This is a genomic window from Stenotrophomonas sp. Y-13 (genome assembly GCF_046267925.1).
Lineage (GTDB): Bacteria > Pseudomonadota > Gammaproteobacteria > Xanthomonadales > Xanthomonadaceae > Stenotrophomonas > Stenotrophomonas acidaminiphila_A.
On record NZ_CP176501.1, the window covers coordinates 2,396,530 to 2,418,313 of the forward strand.

Annotated in this window: 19 protein-coding genes and 3 tRNA genes; 13 read left to right on the plus strand and 9 right to left on the minus strand. The window is 69.2% G+C overall.

All coding sequences use genetic code 11. The annotated features are described in order from the left end of the window. Nucleotides 1-130: 130 nt before the first annotated feature. The 10 genes from nth to phoU all read left to right on the plus strand — a co-directional run bounded on the left by nth (nt 131) and on the right by phoU (nt 9,234). Nucleotides 131-766 (plus strand): endonuclease III, encoded by a 636-nt coding sequence (gene nth / locus ACJ7VY_RS10905; protein WP_104939169.1) that lies wholly within the window; start codon nt 131-133, stop codon nt 764-766. A 39-nt stretch (nt 767-805) separates the two neighbouring features. After that, a complete protein-coding gene (locus ACJ7VY_RS10910) occupies nt 806-904 on the plus strand; it encodes a hypothetical protein (protein ID WP_409475613.1) in 99 nt (32 codons plus the stop codon). Between the two features lie 39 nt (nt 905-943). After that, the gene (locus ACJ7VY_RS10915; protein ID WP_282883457.1) at nt 944-1,042 is read left to right on the plus strand and encodes a hypothetical protein; all 99 of its coding nucleotides are present in this window, start codon (nt 944-946) and stop codon (nt 1,040-1,042) included. Nucleotides 1,043-1,425: 383 nt separating this feature from the next. Beyond that, nucleotides 1,426-2,637 carry an OprO/OprP family phosphate-selective porin gene (locus ACJ7VY_RS10920; protein WP_104939170.1) on the plus strand — a complete coding sequence of 404 codons (1,212 nt, stop codon included), beginning with the start codon at nt 1,426-1,428 and terminating at the stop codon, nt 2,635-2,637. Nucleotides 2,638-3,152: 515 nt separating this feature from the next. Further along, on the plus strand, nt 3,153-4,172 hold the full coding sequence (gene pstS / locus ACJ7VY_RS10925) for a phosphate ABC transporter substrate-binding protein PstS (protein ID WP_409475614.1): 1,020 nt from the start codon (nt 3,153-3,155) through the stop codon (nt 4,170-4,172). Between the two features lie 289 nt (nt 4,173-4,461). Then, nucleotides 4,462-5,547: a phosphate ABC transporter substrate-binding protein PstS gene (gene pstS, locus ACJ7VY_RS10930; RefSeq protein WP_104939172.1), complete on the plus strand. Its 1,086-nt coding sequence runs from the start codon at nt 4,462-4,464 to the stop codon at nt 5,545-5,547. Nucleotides 5,548-5,636: 89 nt separating this feature from the next. After that, nucleotides 5,637-6,605: a phosphate ABC transporter permease subunit PstC gene (gene pstC, locus ACJ7VY_RS10935; protein WP_104939173.1), complete on the plus strand. Its 969-nt coding sequence runs from the start codon at nt 5,637-5,639 to the stop codon at nt 6,603-6,605. Then, nucleotides 6,605-7,465, plus strand: coding sequence for a phosphate ABC transporter permease PstA (pstA, locus tag ACJ7VY_RS10940; protein WP_161614638.1), 861 nt, complete (start codon nt 6,605-6,607; stop codon nt 7,463-7,465). Before pstC ends, pstA begins: the two co-directional genes overlap by 1 nt. 34 nt (nt 7,466-7,499) lie before the next feature. Further along, nucleotides 7,500-8,330, plus strand: a complete 831-nt coding sequence (gene pstB, locus ACJ7VY_RS10945; protein WP_161614639.1) for a phosphate ABC transporter ATP-binding protein PstB — start codon at nt 7,500-7,502, stop codon at nt 8,328-8,330. Nucleotides 8,331-8,523: 193 nt separating this feature from the next. Beyond that, on the plus strand, nt 8,524-9,234 hold the full coding sequence (gene phoU, locus ACJ7VY_RS10950) for a phosphate signaling complex protein PhoU (protein WP_104939175.1): 711 nt from the start codon (nt 8,524-8,526) through the stop codon (nt 9,232-9,234). A gap of 293 nt (nt 9,235-9,527) precedes the next feature. Here the strand turns inward: phoU and ACJ7VY_RS10955 are convergent, their stop codons facing one another. The 5 genes from ACJ7VY_RS10955 to rnr form a co-directional block, all read right to left on the minus strand. Beyond that, nucleotides 9,528-10,286, minus strand: coding sequence for an SDR family NAD(P)-dependent oxidoreductase (locus tag ACJ7VY_RS10955; protein WP_409475615.1), 759 nt, complete (start codon nt 10,284-10,286; stop codon nt 9,528-9,530). Between the two features lie 93 nt (nt 10,287-10,379). Then, nucleotides 10,380-11,672, minus strand: a complete 1,293-nt coding sequence (locus tag ACJ7VY_RS10960; RefSeq protein ID WP_409476807.1) for a PQQ-dependent sugar dehydrogenase — start codon at nt 11,670-11,672, stop codon at nt 10,380-10,382. Between the two features lie 41 nt (nt 11,673-11,713). Then, nucleotides 11,714-12,151, minus strand: coding sequence for a DUF2231 domain-containing protein (locus tag ACJ7VY_RS10965; protein ID WP_409475616.1), 438 nt, complete (start codon nt 12,149-12,151; stop codon nt 11,714-11,716). 239 nt (nt 12,152-12,390) lie between these two features. After that, the gene (gene rlmB, locus ACJ7VY_RS10970; RefSeq protein ID WP_104939179.1) at nt 12,391-13,134 is read right to left on the minus strand and encodes a 23S rRNA (guanosine(2251)-2'-O)-methyltransferase RlmB; all 744 of its coding nucleotides are present in this window, start codon (nt 13,132-13,134) and stop codon (nt 12,391-12,393) included. Between the two features lie 244 nt (nt 13,135-13,378). Beyond that, nucleotides 13,379-15,733, minus strand: coding sequence for a ribonuclease R (gene rnr / locus ACJ7VY_RS10975; protein WP_409476808.1), 2,355 nt, complete (start codon nt 15,731-15,733; stop codon nt 13,379-13,381). 213 nt (nt 15,734-15,946) lie between these two features. On the opposite strand from rnr, the gene ACJ7VY_RS10980 reads away from it, so the two are divergent. From ACJ7VY_RS10980 to ACJ7VY_RS10990, 3 genes are all read left to right on the plus strand, one after another. Beyond that, nucleotides 15,947-16,031: transfer RNA gene (locus ACJ7VY_RS10980), tRNA-Leu, on the plus strand. A 278-nt stretch (nt 16,032-16,309) separates the two neighbouring features. Further along, nucleotides 16,310-16,394 (plus strand) — tRNA-Leu (locus ACJ7VY_RS10985). A 292-nt stretch (nt 16,395-16,686) separates the two neighbouring features. Continuing rightward, nucleotides 16,687-16,771 (plus strand) — tRNA-Leu (locus ACJ7VY_RS10990). A 137-nt stretch (nt 16,772-16,908) separates the two neighbouring features. Here ACJ7VY_RS10990 and ACJ7VY_RS10995 read toward each other — a convergent pair. From ACJ7VY_RS10995 to ACJ7VY_RS11010, 4 genes are read right to left on the minus strand one after another with little or no spacing between them, the layout of a single operon-like run. Next, on the minus strand, nt 16,909-18,468 hold the full coding sequence (locus ACJ7VY_RS10995) for a DHA2 family efflux MFS transporter permease subunit (protein WP_409475617.1): 1,560 nt from the start codon (nt 18,466-18,468) through the stop codon (nt 16,909-16,911). Between the two features lie 11 nt (nt 18,469-18,479). Continuing rightward, nucleotides 18,480-19,652: a biotin/lipoyl-binding protein gene (locus ACJ7VY_RS11000; RefSeq protein WP_240211798.1), complete on the minus strand. Its 1,173-nt coding sequence runs from the start codon at nt 19,650-19,652 to the stop codon at nt 18,480-18,482. Between the two features lie 10 nt (nt 19,653-19,662). Then, a complete protein-coding gene (locus ACJ7VY_RS11005) occupies nt 19,663-21,165 on the minus strand; it encodes an efflux transporter outer membrane subunit (RefSeq protein WP_313247881.1) in 1,503 nt (500 codons plus the stop codon). Then, nucleotides 21,162-21,605, minus strand: a complete 444-nt coding sequence (locus ACJ7VY_RS11010) for a MarR family winged helix-turn-helix transcriptional regulator (protein WP_104939183.1) — start codon at nt 21,603-21,605, stop codon at nt 21,162-21,164. The genes ACJ7VY_RS11005 and ACJ7VY_RS11010 overlap by 4 nt, the downstream gene beginning before the upstream one ends. Nucleotides 21,606-21,784 lie beyond the last annotated feature (179 nt).

The following is a 21,784-nucleotide window of genomic DNA, read 5'->3' on the forward strand; positions in this document are numbered from 1 at the left end:
GACGAGCCCGCGCACCGCGGCCAAGGCAGCAACCGGCACCGGTGCCGGCATGACGACGGCGGCGAAGCCCGGACGCGCGCGCCCCGCTGCCGGCGCCGCTGCGGGCGCGCGCGCGTCACGCAGCAGGCGCATGAACGGCGCGGAAGTGCGTGAGATGTTCACCCGACTGCGCGAACTGAATCCGCACCCGACCACCGAGCTGGAATACCGCACGCCGTTCGAGCTGCTGGTGGCGGTGACGCTGTCGGCGCAGGCCACCGATGTCGGGGTGAACAAGGCCACCCGCAAGTTGTTTCCGGTGGCCAACACCGCACAGGCGATCCTCGCGCTGGGCGAGGAAGGACTGAAGCCCTACATCTCCACCATCGGCCTGTACAACGCCAAGGCGAAGAACGTGATCGCCGCCTGCGCGATCCTGGTGGAGAAGTACGGCGGCGAGGTGCCCGCCGACCGCGCCGCGCTGGAAGCGCTGCCCGGGGTTGGCCGCAAGACCGCCAACGTGGTGCTCAATACCGCTTTCGGCGAACCGACGATGGCGGTGGACACGCATATCTTCCGCGTGTCCAACCGCACCGGGCTGGCGCCGGGCAAGGACGTGCGCGCGGTGGAGGACGGGTTGCTGAAGGTGATCCCGGCGGAGTTCCTGCAGGATGCGCATCATTGGCTGATCCTGCATGGACGTTATGTGTGCAAGGCGCGCAAACCGGACTGCCCGCAATGCGTGATCCGCGACCTGTGCCACTTCAAGGACAAGACCGTCGCCTGAGGCGGCGGCAGGGCCAGCCGCGGGCGCGGCATCGACCCAATGCCGCCGATCCGTCGCTGCGGGCCGGCGCGCAAACCGGACTGCCCGCAGTGCGTCATCCGCGACCTGTGCCACTTCAAGGACAAGACCGTCGCCTGAGGCGGCGGCAGGGCCAGCCGCGGGCGCGGCATCGACCCAATGGCGCCGATCCGTCGCTGCGGCCCGGCGCGCAAACCGGATTGCCCGCAATGCGTGATCCGCGACCTGTGCCACTACAAGGACAAAACCGTCGCCTGAGGCGGCGGCAGGGCCAGCCGCGGGCGCGGCATCGACCCAATGCCGCCGATCCGTCGCTGCGGGCCGGCGCGCAGACTCCACTGCGCGCAGTGCGTCATCCGCGACCTGTTCCACTGCAAGGACAAAACCGTCGCCTGATGCCGCCGCGCGTGGCCGCCGCGCGCGGAGCCCATGCAGGGGCCGACAGTCCCCTCGCGAGCCGCCCGCCCGCCGGCGCACGCGACTGCCATCTGCGCGACACCTGCCGGTAACAGCCGATCCGTCCACTACGCCGGGGTGGGCGCCGCGGCAGCCGGCGCAGGTCGCGGGACTGTCACATTTACGCAATCTTTACGCCCTAGCCTGCACACCATCCTCAACCTGCCTGCAAGGCTACCCATCCCATGAAACTGCATCGCCAACTCCTCACGGCGGCCGTCGCCGCGGCACTGTTCGCGCCGGCTGCCCATGCCGAAGTCGCCATCGACGTCATTGGCGGTTCCGAGATCACGTTTGAAGGCCTGGTACAGGCTGACGGCAACTGGTTCAGCAACGACCGCGCCGACCTCAACGGCACCACCGGGATGAACGGCAAGGACAGCGAATTCGAGCTGCGCCGCGCCGAGCTGGTGCTGAAGGGCAAGGGCCCGGGCAACGTCGAGTGGGTGGTCGGCTACGACGCCAAGGCCGACAAGTTCCTGGACACCAACCTCAAGTACAAGCTGGGCGGCAACGCCAACCACTTCCTGCAGGCCGGCCAGTTCAAGCAGCCGAACAGCCTGGAAGAACTGTCCAGCACCAAGAACAACGACTTCATTTCCAAGGCCACCGTGACCAACACCTACGCCGTCGCCCGCCGCCTCGGCGTGGGCTACGGCATCGGCGACGCCAACTGGTCGCTCACCGCGTCGGCCTTCGGCCGCGAGCTGACCCGCAACCTGGCCCACGGCAGCGGTTACGGCGTGCGCGGCACCTTCGCCCCGATCAACGAGAAGGGCAACATCCTGCACTTCGGCCTGAGCTACGCCGACTACGACACCGACGCCGACACCCTGCGCCTGCGCGCGCGCCCGAACGCCGACCTGGCCACCGTGCGCCTGGTCGACAGCGGCGACCTGAAGGACACCGACCGCATCGGCACGCTCGGCGCCGAAGCGATGTACGTGCACGGCCCGTTCAAGGCCCAGGGCGAGTACTACAGCGCCAAGGTCAAGCGTTACGACCACGGCAACTACACCACCGACGGCTACTACGTCAGCGGCGTATGGAACGTCACCGGCGAGACCTGGGGCTACAAGGGCGGCACCCCGAGCCTGGGCCTGCCGGACGAGCCGGGCCGTGGCATGTGGCAGCTGGGCGCGCGCTTCGACCACATCGACCTGAACGACGGCGGCCTGCGCGCGCCGGCCGTGGCCGGCGGCGCCCCGCTGGTGGACGGCGTGCTGGGCGGCAAGATGGACATCTGGACCGTCGGCGCCAACTGGTACTGGCGCTCCAACTTCAAGGCCTCGCTGAACTACGTGATGGTCGACAGCAAGAAGTACTCCTCCAGCGCGCGCGGCTTCGTCGCCGACAAGCCGAACATCCTGGAAGCCCGCCTGCAGTTCTTCTGGTAAGCTGCTCCCGCTCCACGCTGCACCACGGACGCCCCGCAAGGGGCGTTCGTCGTTTCAGCCTGCGCCGCTCGCGCGTGCCGCGCTGCGGCCCGTGCAGGCCACCGGCCGGGCGTGCGGGTTGCCCGTTGCCGCGGCGTGGCCGTTGCCGGCCGGCGCACTCCCCTCCCTCGCCCTTGCGCACTGCGCACTGCGCACGGCGCTCGCAACGGCCCCGACACGCCACCCGCGGGAAGCCCAGCGCTCCCGCCTTGCGCGGGGCCACGCGACACTCCGTCGCCAGCGGCGTGGCGGCGTCTTCCAGCGCCCCCACGCTACCGGCATCACGCCCGGCGACGGCGCCCGCCACCTGCAGGCCACGGGCTCACCGCCCTCCGCTGGCCGCCGCCGCAACACCGGTCCGGCTCCGCGGCGCCTGTCATGTCCGCGTCACATGACAGACGCGGCGTTGTCATCGAATGGTTATGGAATAGGCGCCGGGCGGAACTGACCGCACATTCACCTGCCAGGAGCCATTCGTGATCCACCCCATCAAATCGCGCGCCGTCGTCGCCATCCTCGCCGCGTCGTCCGTGTTCGCCGCCAATGCCGCCGACGTCACCGGCGCCGGCGCTTCGTTCATCTACCCGGTCATGTCCAAGTGGTCGGCCGACTACAGCGCCGCCACCGGCAAGAAGGTGAACTACCAGTCCATCGGCTCGGGCGGCGGCATTGCCCAGATCAAGGCCAATACGGTGGATTTCGGCTCGTCCGATGCCCCGCTCAAGCCCGAGGAACTGGCCGCCGCGGGCCTGGTGCAGTTCCCGTCGGTGATCGGCGGCGTGGTCCCGGTGATCAACGTGGCCGGCGTGGAAGCCGGTGCGATGAAGCTGGACGGGCCGACGCTTGCCAACATCTTCCTGGGCAAGATCACCAAGTGGAACGACCCGGCCATCGTCGCCCTCAACGCCGGCCTGACCCTGCCGGACGCCAAGATCACCGTCGTGCACCGCTCCGACGGCTCGGGCACCAGCTTCAACTACACCAACTACCTGTCCAAGGTCAGCGCCGACTGGAAGAAGCAGGTCGGCGAAGGCACCACCGTGCAGTGGCCGGTGGGCATCGGCGGCAAGGGCAATGAAGGCGTGGCCGCCTACGTCAAGCAGATCCGCGGCGCGATCGGTTACGTCGAGTTTTCCTATGCGCTGCAGAACCGCCTGACCTTCTCGCGCCTGAAGAACGCCGCCGGCAACTTCGTGCAGCCGCGCGACGAGACCTTCTCGGCCGCCGCCGCCAGCGCCGACTGGGCCAACGCCAAGGACTTCTACCTGGTGATGACCAACGCCCCGGGCGAGCAGTCCTGGCCGATCACCGCCACCAACTTCATCCTGATGCGCAAGCAGCCCAAGACCGTGGAAGGCGCCAAGGCCACCGTCGAGTACTTCCGCTGGATCTATGCCAACGGCAGCGCCCAGGCCCGCCAGCTGGACTACGTGCCGCTGCCGGCCCCGCTGGTCCGCCAGATCGAGACCTACTGGCAGCAGAACATGCGTTACTGAGTAAAGAGCCGGCGGGCCCTCTCCCTCGTCGCCTCGGGCGCGGATCAAGTGATCCGCGCTTTTTTTTGCGTGGGCGGCGGACAGGAAGCAGGGGAACCGGGGCGAGATGCCGCGCGCGGGGGCCGCCCCGGCAGGCGCCCGCTTTCCCGGCGCGACACCGCTGCCGGGCGCCCGCCCCCATGGCCGCCGCCCCGTTTTCCAGCCCATGTAATCAGGCTGTAACAAAAACATCATTTCATAGCCGCATCCGCCGGCAACGCCGGCCTTTCTGCCGCCATGGAGCTCCCGCATGAAACTGCACACGACCGGCCTTGCCGCCCTTTCCCTGGCCATCGCGCTGGGCCTGTCGGGCTGCGGCGGCAAGAGCGACTCCGCCCCCGGCGCGGCGTCCGCCCCCGCAACGCCCGCCGCCGCCGGCGACAAGGTCGCTGCCGAGATTTCCGGCGCCGGCGCCTCGTTCATCTTCCCGCTGGTCTCCAAGTGGTCGGCCGACTACAACGCCGCCACCGGTGCGCGGATCAACTACCAGTCCATCGGCTCGGGCGGCGGCATCGCCCAGATCAAGGCCGGGACCGTGGATTTCGGCTCGTCCGACAAGCCGCTGTCCTCCGAGGAACTGGCCCAGGCCGGCCTCGGCCAGTTCCCGTCGGCGATCGGCGGCGTGGTGCCGGTGGTCAACCTGGAAGGCCTGCAGCCGGGCCAGCTGCGCCTGAGCGGCACGCTGCTGGCCGACATCTTCCTGGGCAAGATCAAGACCTGGAACGACAAGGCCATCGCCGCCGCCAACCCGGGCGTGGCGCTGCCGGACACCAAGATCACCCTGGTGCACCGCTCCGACGGCTCGGGCACCACCTTCAACTTCTCCAACTACCTGTCCAAGGTCAGCGGCGAATGGAAGGACAAGGTCGGCGAAGGCACCTCGGTGCAGTGGCCCGACGGCGTCGGCGGCAAGGGCAACGAGGGCGTGGCCTCCTACGTGCAGCAGATCAAGGGCTCGCTGGGCTACGTTGAACTGGCCTACGCACTGCAGAACAACATGCCGTACGCGTCGATGCAGAACGCCGCCGGCAACTGGGTGCAGCCGACCGCCGAGAGCTTCGCCGCCGCGGCCGCCAGCGCCGACTGGGCCAACGCCAGGGACTTCAACCTGGTCATCACCAACGCCCCGGGCGAGCAGGCGTGGCCGATCACCGCCACCAACTTCATGCTGATGCGCAAGCAGCCCAAGGATGCCAAGCGCAACCAGGACACGCTGGCCTTCTTCAAGTGGGCGTTCGAGAACGGCCAGCAGCAGGCCAACGAACTGCACTACGTGCCGCTGCCGGCCGAACTGGTGACCCAGATCGAGGGCTACTGGGCCAGCGAGTTCAAGTGACCGGGACCTAGCGAGCCACCGCCGCGCCCAGCGGGCGCGGCGCTCCGCACCGCCTCCCGCCGTCCTTCCCCACAGGCCATGCCGCTGCCATGAACGCCACTGCCGCCTCCCTCGCACCGCCCACCTCGCGCGACCTGCGCGACGCCCGCAACGACCGCCTGTTCCGCGGGTTCCTGATCGTCACCGTGGTGCTGGTGCTCACCGCCCTGGCCTGCGCCGCGCTGTCCATGCTGTGGGGCGGCCGCCACGCCCTGCAGGAGCAGGGACTGAGCTTCTTCTACACCGCCGACTGGAACCCGGTCGAAAACCGCTTCGGCGCGCTGGCGCCGATCTACGGCACCATCGTCACCGCGCTGATCGCCATGCTGATCGCGGTGCCGGTGAGCTTCGGCATCGCCTTCTTCCTGACCGAAGTCGCCCCGCGCTGGCTGCGTGGCCCGGTCGGCACCGCCATCGAACTGCTGGCCGGCATCCCGTCAATCATCTACGGCATGTGGGGCCTGTTCGTGCTGGTGCCGGTGATGACCGAATACGTCACCCCGTTCCTCAACGACCACCTCGGCGGACTGCCGCTGATCGGCCCGCTGTTCCAGGGCCCGCCACTGGGCATCGGCATGCTCACCGCCGGCTTCGTGCTGGCGATCATGGTGATCCCGTTCATCTCCTCGGTGATGCGCGAGGTGTTCCTGACCGTGCCGACCCGGCTGAAGGAATCGGCCTACGCGCTGGGTTCGACCAAGTGGGAAGTGAGCTGGGACATCGTGTTGCCCTACACCCGCTCGGCGGTGATCGGCGGCATCTTCCTCGGCCTCGGCCGCGCCCTCGGCGAGACCATGGCGGTGGCGTTCGTGATCGGCAACAGCGTGCGCCTGACGCCGTCGCTGCTGGAGCCGGGCACCACCATCGCCGCGCTGATCGCCAACGACTTCGGCGAAGCCACCGAAACCTACCGGTCGGCACTGCTGCTGCTGGGCTTCGTGCTGTTCATCGTCACCTTCGTGGTGCTTGCCATCGCCCGCCTGATGCTGATGCGCCTGGCCCGCAAGGAGGGCAACTGATGTCCACCGCCGACTCGCTGTACCTGCGCCGCCGCCTGGTCAATGGCGCGGCACTGCTGATGGCCTGCGCCACCGCCGCGTTCGGCCTGCTGTTCCTGGGCTGGATCCTGTGGACCCTGCTGGCCAAGGGCCTGCCAGGCATCAACCTGGACCTGTTCACCAAGATGACGCCGCCGCCGATGCAGGACGGCGGCCTGCTCAACGCGTTCTTCGGCAGCGCGGTGATGTGCGCGCTGGCCATCGCCATCGGCACCCCGCTGGGCGTGGCCGCGGGCACCTGGCTGGCCGAGTACGGCAATGCGCGCAAGGCCGGCACGGTGGTGCGCTTCGTCAACGACATCCTGCTGTCGGCGCCGTCGATCGTGCTGGGCCTGTTCGTCTACACCCTGTACGTGATGCAGACCGGCGGCAACTTCTCCGCCTTCGCCGGCGCGCTGTCGCTGGCTTTCATCGTGCTGCCGGTTGTGATCCGCACCACCGACGAAATGCTGCGGCTGGTGCCGGTGCAGATGCGCGAGGCGGCGCTGGCGCTGGGCGTGCCGCAGTGGAAGGTAATCGTGCAGGTGCTGTACCGCAGCGCCATGGCCGGCATCGTCACCGGCATCCTGCTGGCGCTGGCCCGCATTTCCGGTGAGACCGCGCCGCTGCTGTTCACCGCCTTCGGCAACCAGTACTGGAACAGCAACGTGTTCCAGCCGATGGCCTCGGTGCCGGTGGTGATGAACCAGTTCGCCGGCAGCCCCTATGAATCCTGGCAGGTGCTGGCCTGGGCCGGCGCCCTGGTGCTGACCGTGTTCGTGCTGCTGGTCAGCCTGTCCGCGCGTGGCCTGCTGCTGCGCAACCGCATTTCGAACGATTGATCCGAACGACCGACCTACTTCCATGGACCTGCCCATGAACGACCTCAGCAATGCCGTGCCGATGCAGCGCATCGCCGTGCCCTCCGCGCACCAGGACCTGCAGACGCCGGCACCGGTCAAGCTCGCCGCGCGCGGCTTGGACTTCTATTACGGCCAGTTCCATGCGCTGAAGAACATCAACCTGGAAATCCCGGAAAAGCGCGTGACCGCGCTGATCGGCCCGTCCGGCTGCGGCAAGTCCACCCTGCTGCGCATCTTCAACCGCATCTATGCGCTGTACCCCAAACTCGAAGCCCGCGGCGAGGTGCTGCTGGACGGCGAGAACATCCTCTCGCCGAAGTACCCGATGAACCGCCTGCGCTCCAAGGTGGGCATGGTGTTCCAGAAGCCGGTGCCGTTCCCGATGACCATTTTCGAGAACGTGGCCTACGGCATCCGCCACCACGAGAAGCTGTCCAAGGCCGAGATGGCCGACCGCGTGGAGCACGCGCTGCGCCAGGGCGCGCTGTGGGACGAGGTCAAGGACAAGCTGGGGCAGAGCGCGCTGGGCCTGTCCGGCGGCCAGCAGCAGCGCCTGTGCATCGCCCGCGCGGTGGCGCTCAAGCCGGACGTGCTGCTACTGGACGAGCCGACCTCGGCGCTGGACCCGATCTCCACCAGCCGCATCGAACAGCTGGTCGAAGAGCTGAAGAACGACTACACCATCGCCATCGTCACCCACAACATGCAGCAGGCCGCGCGCGTGTCCGACTACACCGCCTTCATGTACCTGGGCGACCTGATCGAACACGACCGCACCGACGTGATCTTCTCCAACCCGTCCAGGCAGCAGACCGAGGACTACATCACCGGCAGGTTCGGCTGAAGCGGCGCGCCTGGCCGATGTCGCGACGGCATCGGCCGCACCCGCACGGCCGCACCGCGCGCTGCGCCGGCCACGCGCCCGGGCGCTGTCGCCGCCACGGCCGCAGCGAACCACAGGCCGGTGCGGCGGCGGCGATCCGCCTTGAACAAGCCCCCTTCCGCACTCCCGCTTCCGTCATCGCCCAGAGACGCTCATGAACACCCATCCCAACGACCACATCGTGAAAAGCTACGACGAAGAACAGCACCGCCTGGTGGCCGAGATCGTGCGCATGGGCGAGATGTCCGTCGCCCAGCTCGAAGCCGCGCTGGACGTGATCGAGCGCCGCGACGAAAGCGCCGCGCGCCGGATCATCGCCAACGACGAGGCCATCGACGCGCTGGAGCAGCAGATCAGCCACGACGTCATGCGCCTGGCCCTGCGCGGCCCGATGGCGCGCGACCTGCGCGAGATCCTCGCCGGGCTGCGCATCCCGGCCGACATCGAACGCATCGGCGACTATGCCGCCAACGTCGCCAAGCGCTCCATCGCGCTGGCCGCGGTGCCGCCGCTGCCGCAGATCCAGGGGCTGCGCGCCCTCGGCCGGCTCGCCGCGCAGCAGGTACGGCGCGCGCTCGATGCCTATCGCAACGGCGATGCCGACGCCGCGCAGGCGCTGCGCCAGGACGATGCCCGGCTGGACGCGCAGTACACCGCGCTGTTCCGCGAGCTGCTCACCTACATGATGGAAGACCCGCGCAACATCACCCCGTGCACGCACCTGCTGTTCATGGCCAAGAACCTGGAGCGGATCGGCGACCACGCCACCAACATCGCCGAGAACGTCTGGTTCCTGGTGCATGGCGACGCACCGCTGCCGCCGCGCGAGAAGCGCGACGAGACCAGCACGGTCGACCACACCTGACCGCAGGCCTGCATCCCCGCTCCCGTTGGAGCGAGGCTGCATGACCCGAGCGTCACTGGCGCGCATGGGCCTGCGCGCAGTGGAAGACAGCCCCCTTTTCCGCTCGGGGAGGGGCTGGAGCGCGGGACGAAGCCGGGCGCAGCACGCCTGATTGAGGCCGAGGCTTCCCGATCATTTCGCACAAGCGCACGTGGCGACACGCCGATGATCGCGATCACCGACAATTCCCGGCCGCGCACATTCATCCGAAGGGGGAAGGAAAAAGCGACGTTCCCCTCCACTACGCGGTCGTCTCACGCCGCATTGTTGGCGCCGTCGCCGCCTGTCACGTCACAGGCCGCGCCCGAGGCCAGGCGGGCATCGTCGCTGGCCAGGAAGACGACCAGCGGCGCGATCGACCCGGGCGGCAGCCAGGGCAGGCCGAGCGGCGATCGGGCGGCGAGCCGCCGCTTGGCCACGGACTCGAGCTCTTCCAATGGCGCAGCGTTGTCCAGGTCGTCCAGCGCCTGTGCATAGCGCTGCCTGTACCGCGTGAGCGGCGCATCGATCAGGCCGGGAATCACCGCATTGACCGTGATGCGGTATTGCCCCAGTTCCAGCGCGGCCGATTTCACCAGCTCTATCAGTCTCCCCTTGGACGCCGAATACGCGGCGCCATATTTGGTGCCGTGCCTTCCCTGCGTGGAGGAGGTGACGATGATGCGGCCGCCGCCATTGGCGACGAGGCAAGGCGCCACCGCGCGGATGGCGTTGCAGGTGCCGGTGAGGTTGACGTCGATCTGGTCGTGCCAGTGCGCGTCCTCCATTTCCAGCAGCGGCGCGAACACCTGGATGCCGGCATTGGCGAAGAGGATGCCGATCCGGCCGAAGCGCTCGACGGTCCATGCGGCCGCTTCGCGCAGGGCGCCGACGTCGCACTGGTCGAGCCGCCGCGATGCCCATCTCCCGCCGGCATCGACCACCTGCCGGCCGGTTTCGCCCCGGTCCTGGACGGTGGCCGGCGCCACCTCCAGGACCGGACTCACCGCACCGGCGACATCGATGCCGACCACGCTCGCGTCCTCCGGCGCGAAGGCCGCCGCGGCGGCCCGGCGCGAAGTGGATCGCCGCCGGACCATACCGGAACCGCCGCGCGGTTTACCGGCTCAAGGCGGCGACGCCGTAGCGCCGGCGCCGCGCGCGGAGACGCGCCAGACGGTATTGCCGACGTCGTCGGCGATCAGCAACGCGCCGCCGGCGTCCTCGGCCAGACCGACCGGCGCGCCCTTCAGGGTCTTTTCGTCCGCCGAAGCAAAGCCGCCGACGACCTGCTCCGGCGTGCCCACGGGCTTGCCACCCTGGAAACGCACGAAGACGACGTTGTAACCGCTCAGCGGGCTACGGTCCCAGCTGCCGTGCTGGCTGACGAATGCGCCGCCGCGGTATTTCTCCGGCAGGCCGTCACCGCGGTAGAACCACAGTCCCAGCGGCGCCACGTGCGAACCCAGCGCATAGTCGGGGCGGATCGCCCTGGCCACCAGGTCAGGGCGTTGCGGCTGCACGCGCGTATCCACGTGCTGCCCGTAGTAGCTGTAGGGCCAGCCGTAGAAGCCGCCCTCCTGCACCGAGGTGAGGTAGTCGGGCACCAGGTCCGCGCCGATCTCGTCGCGCTCGTTGGCGATGGCCCAGAGCTTGCCGGTCGCCGGCTCCCAGCCCAGGCCGGTCGGGTTGCGGATGCCCGAGGCGTAGATGCGGCTGGCGCCGGTGCGCGCATCCACTTCAAGTACCACCGCGCGGCGGTATTCCACGTCCAGGCCGTTCTCGGTGATGTTGCTGTTGGAACCGACGCCGACATACAGCCGGCTGCCGTCCGCGCTGGCCAGCAGCGCCTTGGTCCAGTGGTGGTTGATGGTGCCGGGCAGGTCGGCGAACTCGACGCCGGGATCGGACATGCGCGTTTCCCCGGGCGTATAGCGGTACTTCATGATGGCGTCGGTGTTGGCGACGTACAGCGTGTCGCCGATCAGCTGCACGCCGAACGGCGAATGCAGGTTCTCGATGAACACATGCTTGCGCCATTCGCCCGGCTGGCCGGGTACACGGCGCAGCAGGGTGATGCGGTTGCCGCCCTTGCCGCCCTTGCCGGACTGGTTCTTGACCAGGCCGGCGATCATCTGCTTGGGCGAGGAAACCGGCTCGGCACCGGGGCCGTTGGCTTCGACCACCAGCACGTCGCCATTGGGCAGCGCCAGCAGCTGGCGCGGGTGCATCAGCCCGGAGGCGATCGGCTCGATCTCCAGCCCGTCGACCACCGCCGGCTTCTCGCCCTGCGCCCAGCCGGTGCCCTTGGGCACCTGCATCGGCGGCACGAAGAAACTGCGCGGCTCGGGCAACGGCGGATTCGCCCCGGATTGCTGTGCCGGCTCGTAGGCCGCCTTTTCGCAGCCGGCCAGCGCCATGACCAGCGCCACGGCGAACGCCATGGCCAGATTCGCCCTGCTCATGGCCTGTCCTCCGATACCGATGCCGGTTGCAGCGCGGTGATGACCAGGCCCACGGCGATCAGCGCCACGGTGACGGCGGACAGCCACACCGCCTCGGGCACCACGCCGTAGGCATCGCGGCTATGGACGAAGGCGTTGACGATCGCCGCGACGATGGCGAAAAGGTTGAGCCAGAAGTCGAGTTTTTCGATGCGGGTGCTGCGGCGTGCCGGCACCCATACCTGCACCAGGTTGATCAGGCGCGGCAAGATGGCGAACAGTAGGCCGATCGCGTTGAGCCAGGCCGCCGACTTGACCCACAGCACGTTGGCGCTGCACGCATACGTCACGTCGAAGACCAGCGCCGCGACGAAGAACCCGAAGGGTATGGGATTGAGCAGCGCGAACAACGCATGCGCGATCCGCGAACGTCTCGGTACAGGATGGATGGGCATGGAAATCCAGGTTCATGGGCCGGAGGATCGACGGTCGCGGACCCGGCGGATATTTCCGCCCCGATGATGGCCCGCTGCTGCTAACTATAGGACCACTGCCATGACGGCGATGTCACCGGCGGCGAGGACCAGGCCTGCCGCCGCATCCGGCCGGCCAGGTGCCGCCATGCCCGCGGTTACCTGCCATACCCGGCGCCGGGCGCGGTCTGGCACCGCGCTCCCTGCACCGCTCCACGGAGTCAGAGCCGCTGCCGCACCGCCTCGAACAGCGCCACGCCGGTGGCCACCGACACGTTGAGGCTTTCCACGTCGCCCGGCATCGGGATCCGCACCAGGCCGTCGCAGGTCTCGCGGGTCAGCCGGCGCAGGCCGTCGGACTCACCGCCCATCACCAGCGCCACGTTGCCGCGCAGGTCCAGCTGGTGGATGGTCTGCTCCGCCTCGCCGGCCAGCCCGTACAGCCACACGCCCTGCTTCTGCAGGTCCTTCAGGCAGCGCACCAGGTTGGTCACCGCCACCACCGGGATGCGGTCGGCCGCGCCGGCGCTGGTCTTGCGCACGGTGGCATTGACCGGCGCGCTCTTGTCCTTGGGGATCACCACCGCGGTGACGCCGGCGGCGGCGGCGCTGCGCAGGCAGGCGCCAAGGTTGTGCGGGTCCTGCACCTCGTCCAGCACCAGCAGCAGCGCCTTGCCTCCGGCGGCCTCGACCAGCCCTTCCAGCTCGTTCTCGCCCCACAGTTTCGCCGCGGCGTAGCGCGCGACCACGCCCTGGTGGCGCACCTGCCCGGCCACCCCGCCCAGCGCCTGCGCGGCCACGCGGCGCACGTCGATGCCCTTGCGCCGCGCGTTCTCCTCGATCTCCACCAGCCGCGGGTTCTTGCTGCCGGCCTCGATCAGCACCTCGCGGACATTGTCCGGGTCCTTCTCGATCGACGAAGCCACGGCGTTGACGCCGACGATCCACTGGTTCTGCTTGCTCATTGCGACCGCGCGAGGGGGAGTTGGGCGCGTAATGGTAGTGCATCGGCCCGGCCGGCACCGGCGCCGGCTGAATGCAGGCCCGGCGGCCGCCTGTCCTGGCGCCGTGCCGCTCCGGCGGGCGCGGGCTCGAAAAGGCGCCCTCGATGCCGCCCCGGCTATCGGCGCATCCCCGGGGAAACGCCGGCAGCCCGTGAACAGGTGCCAGACGCGGGTCCGCTGGCCCTGCGCAGGGCCGTTGCGTGCCTCAGTACTTCTGCTTGGCGCGCTTGGCCGGCTTGCCGCGCGGCGGCAGCGGTGGCAGGCCCTGGTCCGCCGCGCTGGCGTCGCCATCGAGCCGCTCGACCAGGCGGAAGTCGATCTTGCGGTCTTCCATGCTGGCCTTGAGCACCAGGATGCGCACCCGGTCGCCGAGCCGGAACTGGACGCCGCGACGGTCGCCGGTAAGCGTCTTGCGCAGCGGGTCGAACTGGTAGTAATCGTGCGGCAGCTGGGTGACGTGCACCAGCCCGTTGACCTTGGAGTCGTCCAGTTCCACGAACAGGCCGAAGCTGGTCACGCCGCTGATCACGCCGTCGAACTGGCCGCCGACGTGCTTTTCCATCCATGCCGCGCGGAAGCGCTCGTCCACCTCGCGCTCGGCCTCGTCGGCCCGGCGCTCGCGCTCGGAACACTGCAGCGCCAGCGCCGCCATCTCGCGCGGGGTGTAGGTGTACTTGTCGCGCGGGCCGCCGGTGAGCGCGTACTTGATGGCCCGGTGCACCAGCAGGTCCGGATAGCGGCGGATCGGCGAGGTGAAGTGCGCGTAGGCCTCCAGCGCCAGACCGAAGTGGCCGTTGTTGTCCGGCGAGTACACCGCCAGCGACTGGCTGCGCAGCAGCACCGATTCCAGCAGCGCCGCGTCCGGGCGCTCGCGCACCTTCTTCAGCAACCGGGTGTAGTCGCCCGGCTGCACCTTGCTCCACGCCGGCAGGCTCAGCTTGAACTCCTTGAGGAACTCCAGCAGGTCGGCGAACTTGGATTCCGGCGGCCGCTCGTGCACCCGGAACGGCGCCGGGATGTGGGTGGCCAGCAGGTAGCGCGCGGCCTCGACGTTGGCCGCGATCATGCATTCCTCGATCAGCTTGTGCGCGTCGTTGCGTACCAGCATCCCGGCCTGGGTGACCTCGCCGCGGTTGTCCAGCACGAAGCGCACCTCCGAGGATTCGAACTCGATGGCGCCACGGCGTTCGCGGGCCTTGGCCAGGATGCGGTACAGCTGGTGCAGGCTCTGGATCTGCGGCAGCAGCGGGCCGATGAAGGCCTTGGCGTCGGCGTCGTCCTCGCCCACCGCGTTCCACACCTGGGTGTAGGTCAGGCGCGCGTGCGAGTTCATCACCGCCTCGTAGAAACGCGACTGCACCACCTCGCCCTTGCGGTCCACCTGCATGTCGCAGACGAAGCACATGCGGTCTTCCTTCGGCCGCAGCGAGCAGATGCCGTTGGACAGCGTCTCCGGCAGCATCGGCACCACGTAACCGGGGAAGTACACCGAGGTAGCGCGCTTGAGCGCCTCCTCGTCCAGCGGGGTGCCGGGGCGCACGTAGTGCGAGACGTCGGCGATGGCCACCACCAGGCGGAAGCCGTCGCGGTTCGGTTCGCAGAACACCGCGTCGTCGAAGTCCTTGGCATCCTCGCCGTCGATGGTCACCAGCGGCAGCGCGCGCAGGTCCACGCGGGTGCCTATCGTCGCCGGGTCCACGGTCATCGGGATCGCCGTCGCCTCGTCCAGCACTTCCGGCGGGAACTCATGCGGCAGGTCGTGGCCGTGGATGGCGGTTTCCACCACCAGCGACGGGGTCAGCTTGTCGCCGAGCACCGCGATGACCTTGCCGATCGGCGGGCGCCGCGTATCCGGGGCCTGGGTCAGCTCGCACACCACCAGCTGCCCGTCCTTGGCCCCGCCGGTGGCGTCGGCCGGGATCTGGATGCTGCGCTGGATGCGCTTGTCGTCGGGCACCACGTAGTTGATGCCCAGCTCCACGCTGAAGTTGCCGATCAGGCGGTTGACACCACGCTCGAGCACGCGCGCGATGCTGCCTTCGCGGCGGCCGCGGCGGTCGATGCCGGTGACATTGGCCAGCGCGCGGTCGCCATGCATGACCTTGCGCATTTCGTATGGCGGCAGGAACAGGTCGTCGCCGCCCTCGTCCGGGCGCAGGAAACCGAAGCCTTCGGGGTTGGCGATGACCACGCCGGGAATCAGATTGGTGACCAGCACCGGGGCGAAGCCGCCGCGGCGGTTCTGCACCAGTTGCCCGTCGCGCACCATCGCGCCCAGGCGCTTGGCCAGCGCGTCGGCCCGATCCGGCTCGGTCAGGCCGAGCCGGGCGCCGATCTCCTCGGCGTTCTGCGGCCCGTCGCAGCGGTCCAGCAGCTGCAGGATCGCCTCGCGGCTGGCAATGGGCTGGGCGTAGCGTTCGGCTTCGCGCGCGGCATAGGGGTCGTCGAGGACCGCGGCCGGTGCCGGCCGCGAGCGACCACGCACGAAACTCTTCGGTGGCGCGCTGTCGCGGGATTTACCGCGGCCGCCCTTGGCGGGCGTGGCCAGGCTCTCCGGCATCCACGGCGGCAGCTTGGCCGACTTGCGCGGCTTGCCCGGCGTTGCGCCGGGGGCGGACTTGGGAGCCTTGCCGGCCCCGGTGGTCTTTTTGTTTTTCATCAACCCCCATGGTACCCGGTGCGACGTGCATGAAGTGCGTACGACAGCCACCGCCACCACGCCGGAACCCGTTGACAAACCCGGCAGCGATCACCAGAATTGCCGGCTCGCATCGCCCAGGTGGCGGAATTGGTAGACGCACTAGTTTCAGGTACTAGCGGGTAAAACCGTGGAGGTTCGAGTCCTCTCCTGGGCACCACGATGCGAAACGACGAAACCCGCGCAGGCGGGTTTTTTTGTGCCCGCCATCCGCGCCGCCCTTCCCGCCGGGCCATCGACGGCGCTGCCGGAAACCGCCACCGCGGGTTCTCCCGTGGCATGCGCGGCGCGCATGCCCGTGACCGCGCACGCTGGCATGCGTCGCGCACCGGCAGGCGCGCGCCTTACCGCCGCAGGCGGGCGCCTGCCCGGCCGCCAGCGCATGCATTGAGTGGTTGACGCCGCTGCGGACGCCCTGCATAATTCCGCTCCTGAGTCGCCCAGGTGGCGGAATTGGTAGACGCACTAGTTTCAGGTACTAGCGGGTAAAACCGTGGAGGTTCGAGTCCTCTCCTGGGCACCACGACTCAACAGATCAAACCCGCGCAAGCGGGTTTTTTCGTATCTGCGGTCATGCGCCATGCGTCGGGCGCACGCCGGCAGGCGGCGGCCCTGGTTTCTTTCCCAGGCGCGCCGTCCGGAACCGGCTGCCATCTTCCGGCGGCGATCGACGCACGGCAGCGGAACCCTGCACCCGCTGCGGCGTGCACGCCCTGTATTGCACGCCTCCTTACCTTCCCTGCCGCGCACGCACGAATGCCAGCACGAAGCGTTGACACCGCGTCCGGCCATCGGCACAATTGCCGCCCTGAGTCGCCCAGGTGGCGGAATTGGTAGACGCACTAGTTTCAGGTACTAGCGGGTAAAACCGTGGAGGTTCGAGTCCTCTCCTGGGCACCACGACTCAACAGATCAAACCCGCGCAAGCGGGTTTTTTCGTATCTGCGGCACGCTGCGACTCCGCCGGGGTTGCGCCCAGTCCACCGCCCCCGCCCGGATACGACGATCCCCGCCTTGCGGGCGGGGATCGCGGTGACTCAATGACCGCCGGCACTGGCCGCGCCAGCACCGGCGCCGAACGGCGGTTTGGCCAGCCACAGGAAGGCGATGATCGCCAGGAACGTCCAGCCCAGCAGATAGAAGATGTCGTTGAAGCCCATCTGCGAGGCCTGGTGGTCGATCATGCTGTTCAACAGCGCGGCGCCGTGCTGCAGGTCACCGTGCCCCATCGCCAGCACCTGCTCCTGCATGCCGGGCGTATACACCGATACATGTTCGGTCAGGTGCGCATGGTGCTGCTGGGTGCGGTGCGCCCACAGCCAGGTGGTCAGCGATGCGGCGAAGCTGCCGCCCAGCGTGCGCAGGAAGGTGGCCAGGCCGGAGCCGGCGGCAATCTCGCGCCCGTCCAGGTCCGACAGCAGGATCTGCAGCACCGGCATGAAGAACAGGGCCACGCCCACGCCCATGATCAGCTGCACCCCGGCCACGTGCTGGAAATCCACCTGCAGGTTGAAACTCGAGCGCATGAAGCTGGTCAACGACAGGAACACGAAGGCGATGGAGGCGAGCATGCGCATGTCGTAGCGCGACGCGTACTTGCCCACCAGCGGCGCCAGGATCACCGGCAGCACGCCAATCGGCGCCGTCGCCAGGCCCGCCCAGATCGCGGTGTAGCCCATGTCGCGCTGCAGCCACAGCGGCATCATCAGCGCCACGCTGAAGAACGCCGCGTAGGCCACCACCATCGCCAGGGTGCCAGCGCGGAAGTTGCGGTGGCGGAACAGGCGCAGGTCGACGATGGGGTCCTTGTCGGTCAGTTCCCAGATCAGGAACACCGCCAGCGACACCACCGCCACGCACGACAGCACCACGATCTTGGTCGAGGCGAACCAATCCTCGTCGTTGCCCAGGTCGAGCACCAGCTGCAGCGCGCCGACGCCGATCACCAGGGTGACCAGGCCGACGTAGTCCATCTTCGGCGTGTCGATGTGCTCGGGCCGGCCCTTGAGCTGCGCGCCGACCACCAGCGCGGCGAAGATGCCCAGCGGCACGTTGATCAGGAAGATCCACTCCCAGCTGTAGTTGTCGGTGATCCAGCCACCGAGGATCGGCCCACAGATCGGTGCGACCACCGTGATCATGGCCAGCAACGCCAGCGCCTGGCCGCGTTTCTCGCGCGGGTAGATCGACACCAGCAGCGACTGCGTGATCGGGTACATCGGCCCGGCGACGAAGCCCTGCAGCGCACGCGACAGCACCAGCATGCCCATGCTCTGCGCCAGGCCGCACAGCAGCGAGGTGATGACGAACGCCAGCGTCGCCCACACGAACAGCCTGCGTTCGCCGAAACGGCGGCTGAGCCAGCCGGTCAGCGGCAGCGCGATGGCGGTGCTGACCGCGAACGAGGTGATCACCCAGGTCGCCTGCTGCGAACTGGCGCCGAGGTTGCCGGCGATGGTCGGCAACGAGACGTTGGCGATGGTGGTGTCGAGCACCTGCATGAACGAGGCCATCGCCAGGCCCACGGTACACAGCGCCACGCTGGGCGGCGCGAAACCGGCGGCCGGCTGCGGCATGGCCGGAGCTTGAGCGGACATGCGCGGCGACCTCAGCCGGCCTGGCGCGGCAGGTTGTCGTGGATGATCCGCGCGATCGCCGCGTCGGCGTCATGCAGCTGCCTGGCGTAGACGTCGGTGTCGAACACGGTGCCCTCGGCCGGCTTGGCCGGCAGCACGCCGCCCTTCTGGTCGCGCAGGCTCACTTCGGCCTTCATCGACAGGCCGATGCGCAGCGGATGCTGCGCCAGCTGGCTGGCGTCGATGGCGATGCGCACCGGCACGCGCTGCACGATCTTGATCCAGTTGCCGCTGGCGTTCTGCGCCGGCAACAGCGAGAACGCCGAGCCGGTGCCCAACCCGAGGCTGGTGATGCGGCCCTTGTACTTCACATCGCCGCCGTACAGGTCCGAGCGCAGTTCCACTTCCTGGCCCAGGCGCATGTGCCGCAGCTGGGTTTCCTTGAAATTGGCGTCCACCCACATCTGCTCGGCGGGCACCACCGCCATCAGCGCAGTGCCCGGCTGCACGCGCTGGCCAACCTGCACCGAGCGCCGCGCGACATACCCGGCGACCGGCGCGACGATGCCCGCACGGGCGTTGTTGAGCCACGCCTGGCGCAGCTGCGCGGCGGCGGCCTTCACGTCCGGCTGGGTCGCGACCACGGTGTCGTCGACCAGCGCGCGGCTGCGTTCCACGGTCTCGCGCGAACCGGCCACCGCGGCCTCGGCCGCGGCCAGCTCGTCGCGGGCATGGGCCAGTTCCTCGTTGGAGATCGCGCCACTGGCGGCCAGGTCGCGGCGCCGGGCGAAGTCCTCGCGCACGCGTCGCAGGGTGACCTGGCGGGCGTTGAGGTCGGCCTGCGCGCCTTCCACGCTGCGGTACAGGCCGCGCACCTGGCGCACGGTGCGCGCCAGGTTGGCTTCGGCCTGCTGCAGCGCCACCTCGGTGTCGGCCGGGTCCAGCTGCACCAGCAGTTGGCCGCGCTCCACGCGCATGCCGTCGTCGGCGGCGATGGCGACCACGGTACCGGCCACCTGCGGGGTGATCTGCACCTGGTTGCCCTGCACGTAGGCGTCGTCGGTTTCCTCGAACCAGCGGCCGAAGGCGAAATACCACAGCGCGAACGCCGCCAGCAGCAGGACGACGAGGACAAGCAGGCCGCGCAGCAGCCGGCCACGGCGGCTGCCAACGACGGGAGCTTCAGGAGTGTGGGTCTGGCTCATGGGGTGTTTCTCAGGAATGCGGGGACACGGGGGAAGAGGAGGACAGCGGGGCGGCGACGCCGTCGGCCGACGGCGCATAGCCGCCGCCCAGCGCCTGGCTCAAGCGCGCGGCGGCGAGCAGCTGCTGCGAATGCAGCGCGGTCAGCGCCTGCTGCGCACCGAGCAGCTGCGACTGCGCGGATAGCACGTCCAGGTAGTTGCCGATGCCCGCGCGGTAGCGTTGGCCGGCCAGCTCGAACGCCGAGCCGGCGGTGGCGACCGCCTGCTGCTGCGACTGCACCTGCTGCTCGAGCGAGCGCACCGCGTTGACCTGGTCGGCCACCTCGCGCAGCGCATCGACCACGGTCTGGTTGTAGCCGGCCACGGCCAGGTCGTAGCTGGCGTCGGCACCGGCAAGGCCGGCGCGCAGGCGGCCACCTTCGAAGATCGGCAGACTCAGTGCCGGACCAAGGTAGGCGAAAGTGGAACCACTCCTGAGCAGGTCGCCAACGTTGGGCGCGACCACCCCGGCCAGCGCGGTCAGGTTGAAGCTGGGGTAGAACCGGGCCTTGGCGACCTTGATCTGCCTGGCGGCCGCTTCCACCCGCCAGCGCGCGGCGACGATGTCCGGGCGGCGCCCGAGCAGCTCGCTGGGCAGCACGCCCGGCAGCTGCAGCGCGGTGACGTCCAGCGCCTGCGGACGGGCGATGACCAGGCCGCGGTCCGGGCCCTGGCCGAGCAACGCGGCCAGCGCGGTGCGCGCGGCGTCGATCTGCTGCTGCGCGGCCTGCAGCTGCTGCTGCGCGGCGGGAACCCGGGCTTCGGCCTGGCGCACCTGCAGGTCGCTGTCGATGCCGGCGGCGCGGCGCTGGCGCACCAGCTGCAGGGTCTTGCGCGCACGCTCCAGCTCCTGCTCGGCGATGTCGTGGGCGCGCCAGGCACGATCCAGTTCGACATAGGCCTGGACCATGCCCGAGGCCAGCTTCAGGCGCGCGGCCTGGGCATCGACGGCGGCGGCATGCGCCGTGTCCACCGCCGCTTCCCAGCTGGCGCGCTTGCCGCCCCACAGGTCGAAGCCGTAGCTGAAATCGAATGCGACCTGGCCACTGCCCATGTAGCGGCCACCGAGTTCCTCGCCGACCATCGATTCGGGCAGGCGCACGCCGGTGTAGCCGCCGGAGACGGACAGGCTCGGCAGGCGCTCGGCACGGGCGATGCCGGCCTGCGCCTGGGCCTGGCGCAGGCGTGCGTCGGCCGCGTCCAGGCTGGGATGGCCGGCCAGCGCCTCGGCCACCAGCGCGTCGAGCTGCGGGTCGCCGAAGGCACGCCACCAGTCACTGGCCGGGAACGCGGCCACCGACAGGTCGCTGGTGGCCAGGGTGCGTTCGCTGTGCAGGCTGCCGGTGTCGAGCAGCCGCCCCTGCGGCTGCAGTCCGCCGCTGCTGGCGCAGGCGGCGAGCGCCAGCACCAGCGTCGCCGGCAACAGTGGCCGCGCGCGCTGGCGCAGGGAGTGGGAGACGGGGAAAGGGATCATGGGGGCGTCAGGGAGTCGCGGATGCGGGTGAGAAGGGACATCAGCTGCGCGCGTTCGTCGGGGCTCAGGTCACGCATGGCGTAATCCATCACCGCGTCGCCGCGCTTCTTGAGCCGCGCGCACAGCTCGCGGCCCTGTTCGGTCAGCACGATCTGCAGCGCCCGCCGGTCCTGCGCATGCGCCTCGCGGCGCACGCAGCCCAGCGATTCGAGCTTGTCCAGCAGGCGGGTGACCGCGCTGGGCACCTGGTCCAGCGCCTGCGCCAGTTCGTTGGCGGTGCACGGGGCCATGTGCGCCAGCGTCTTCAGGCCCACGAAATGGGTGAAGCCGATGCCGATGTTTTCTTCGGCCATCGACGCGTCGAGCTGCCGGGCCAGGCCGTCGCGGGTCTGGCGCAGCAGCAGGCCGAAGCTGGGGGGGTTGGTGGTCGCGCAGATCATGGGCGCGGATTTTATTGCATCCGGAATAATTCTCAATGGAAATATTCCACCCGGCATGAAATGCGCCGTTGCAGCATTGGATCAATCGCGCGGCCGGCCGGGCCCCGGCCCGGGCCTGCGGCTTGGCATCCCCGACCGCATCCGGATAATCACCGGCTCGCGGGGGCGACGGCCGTCGC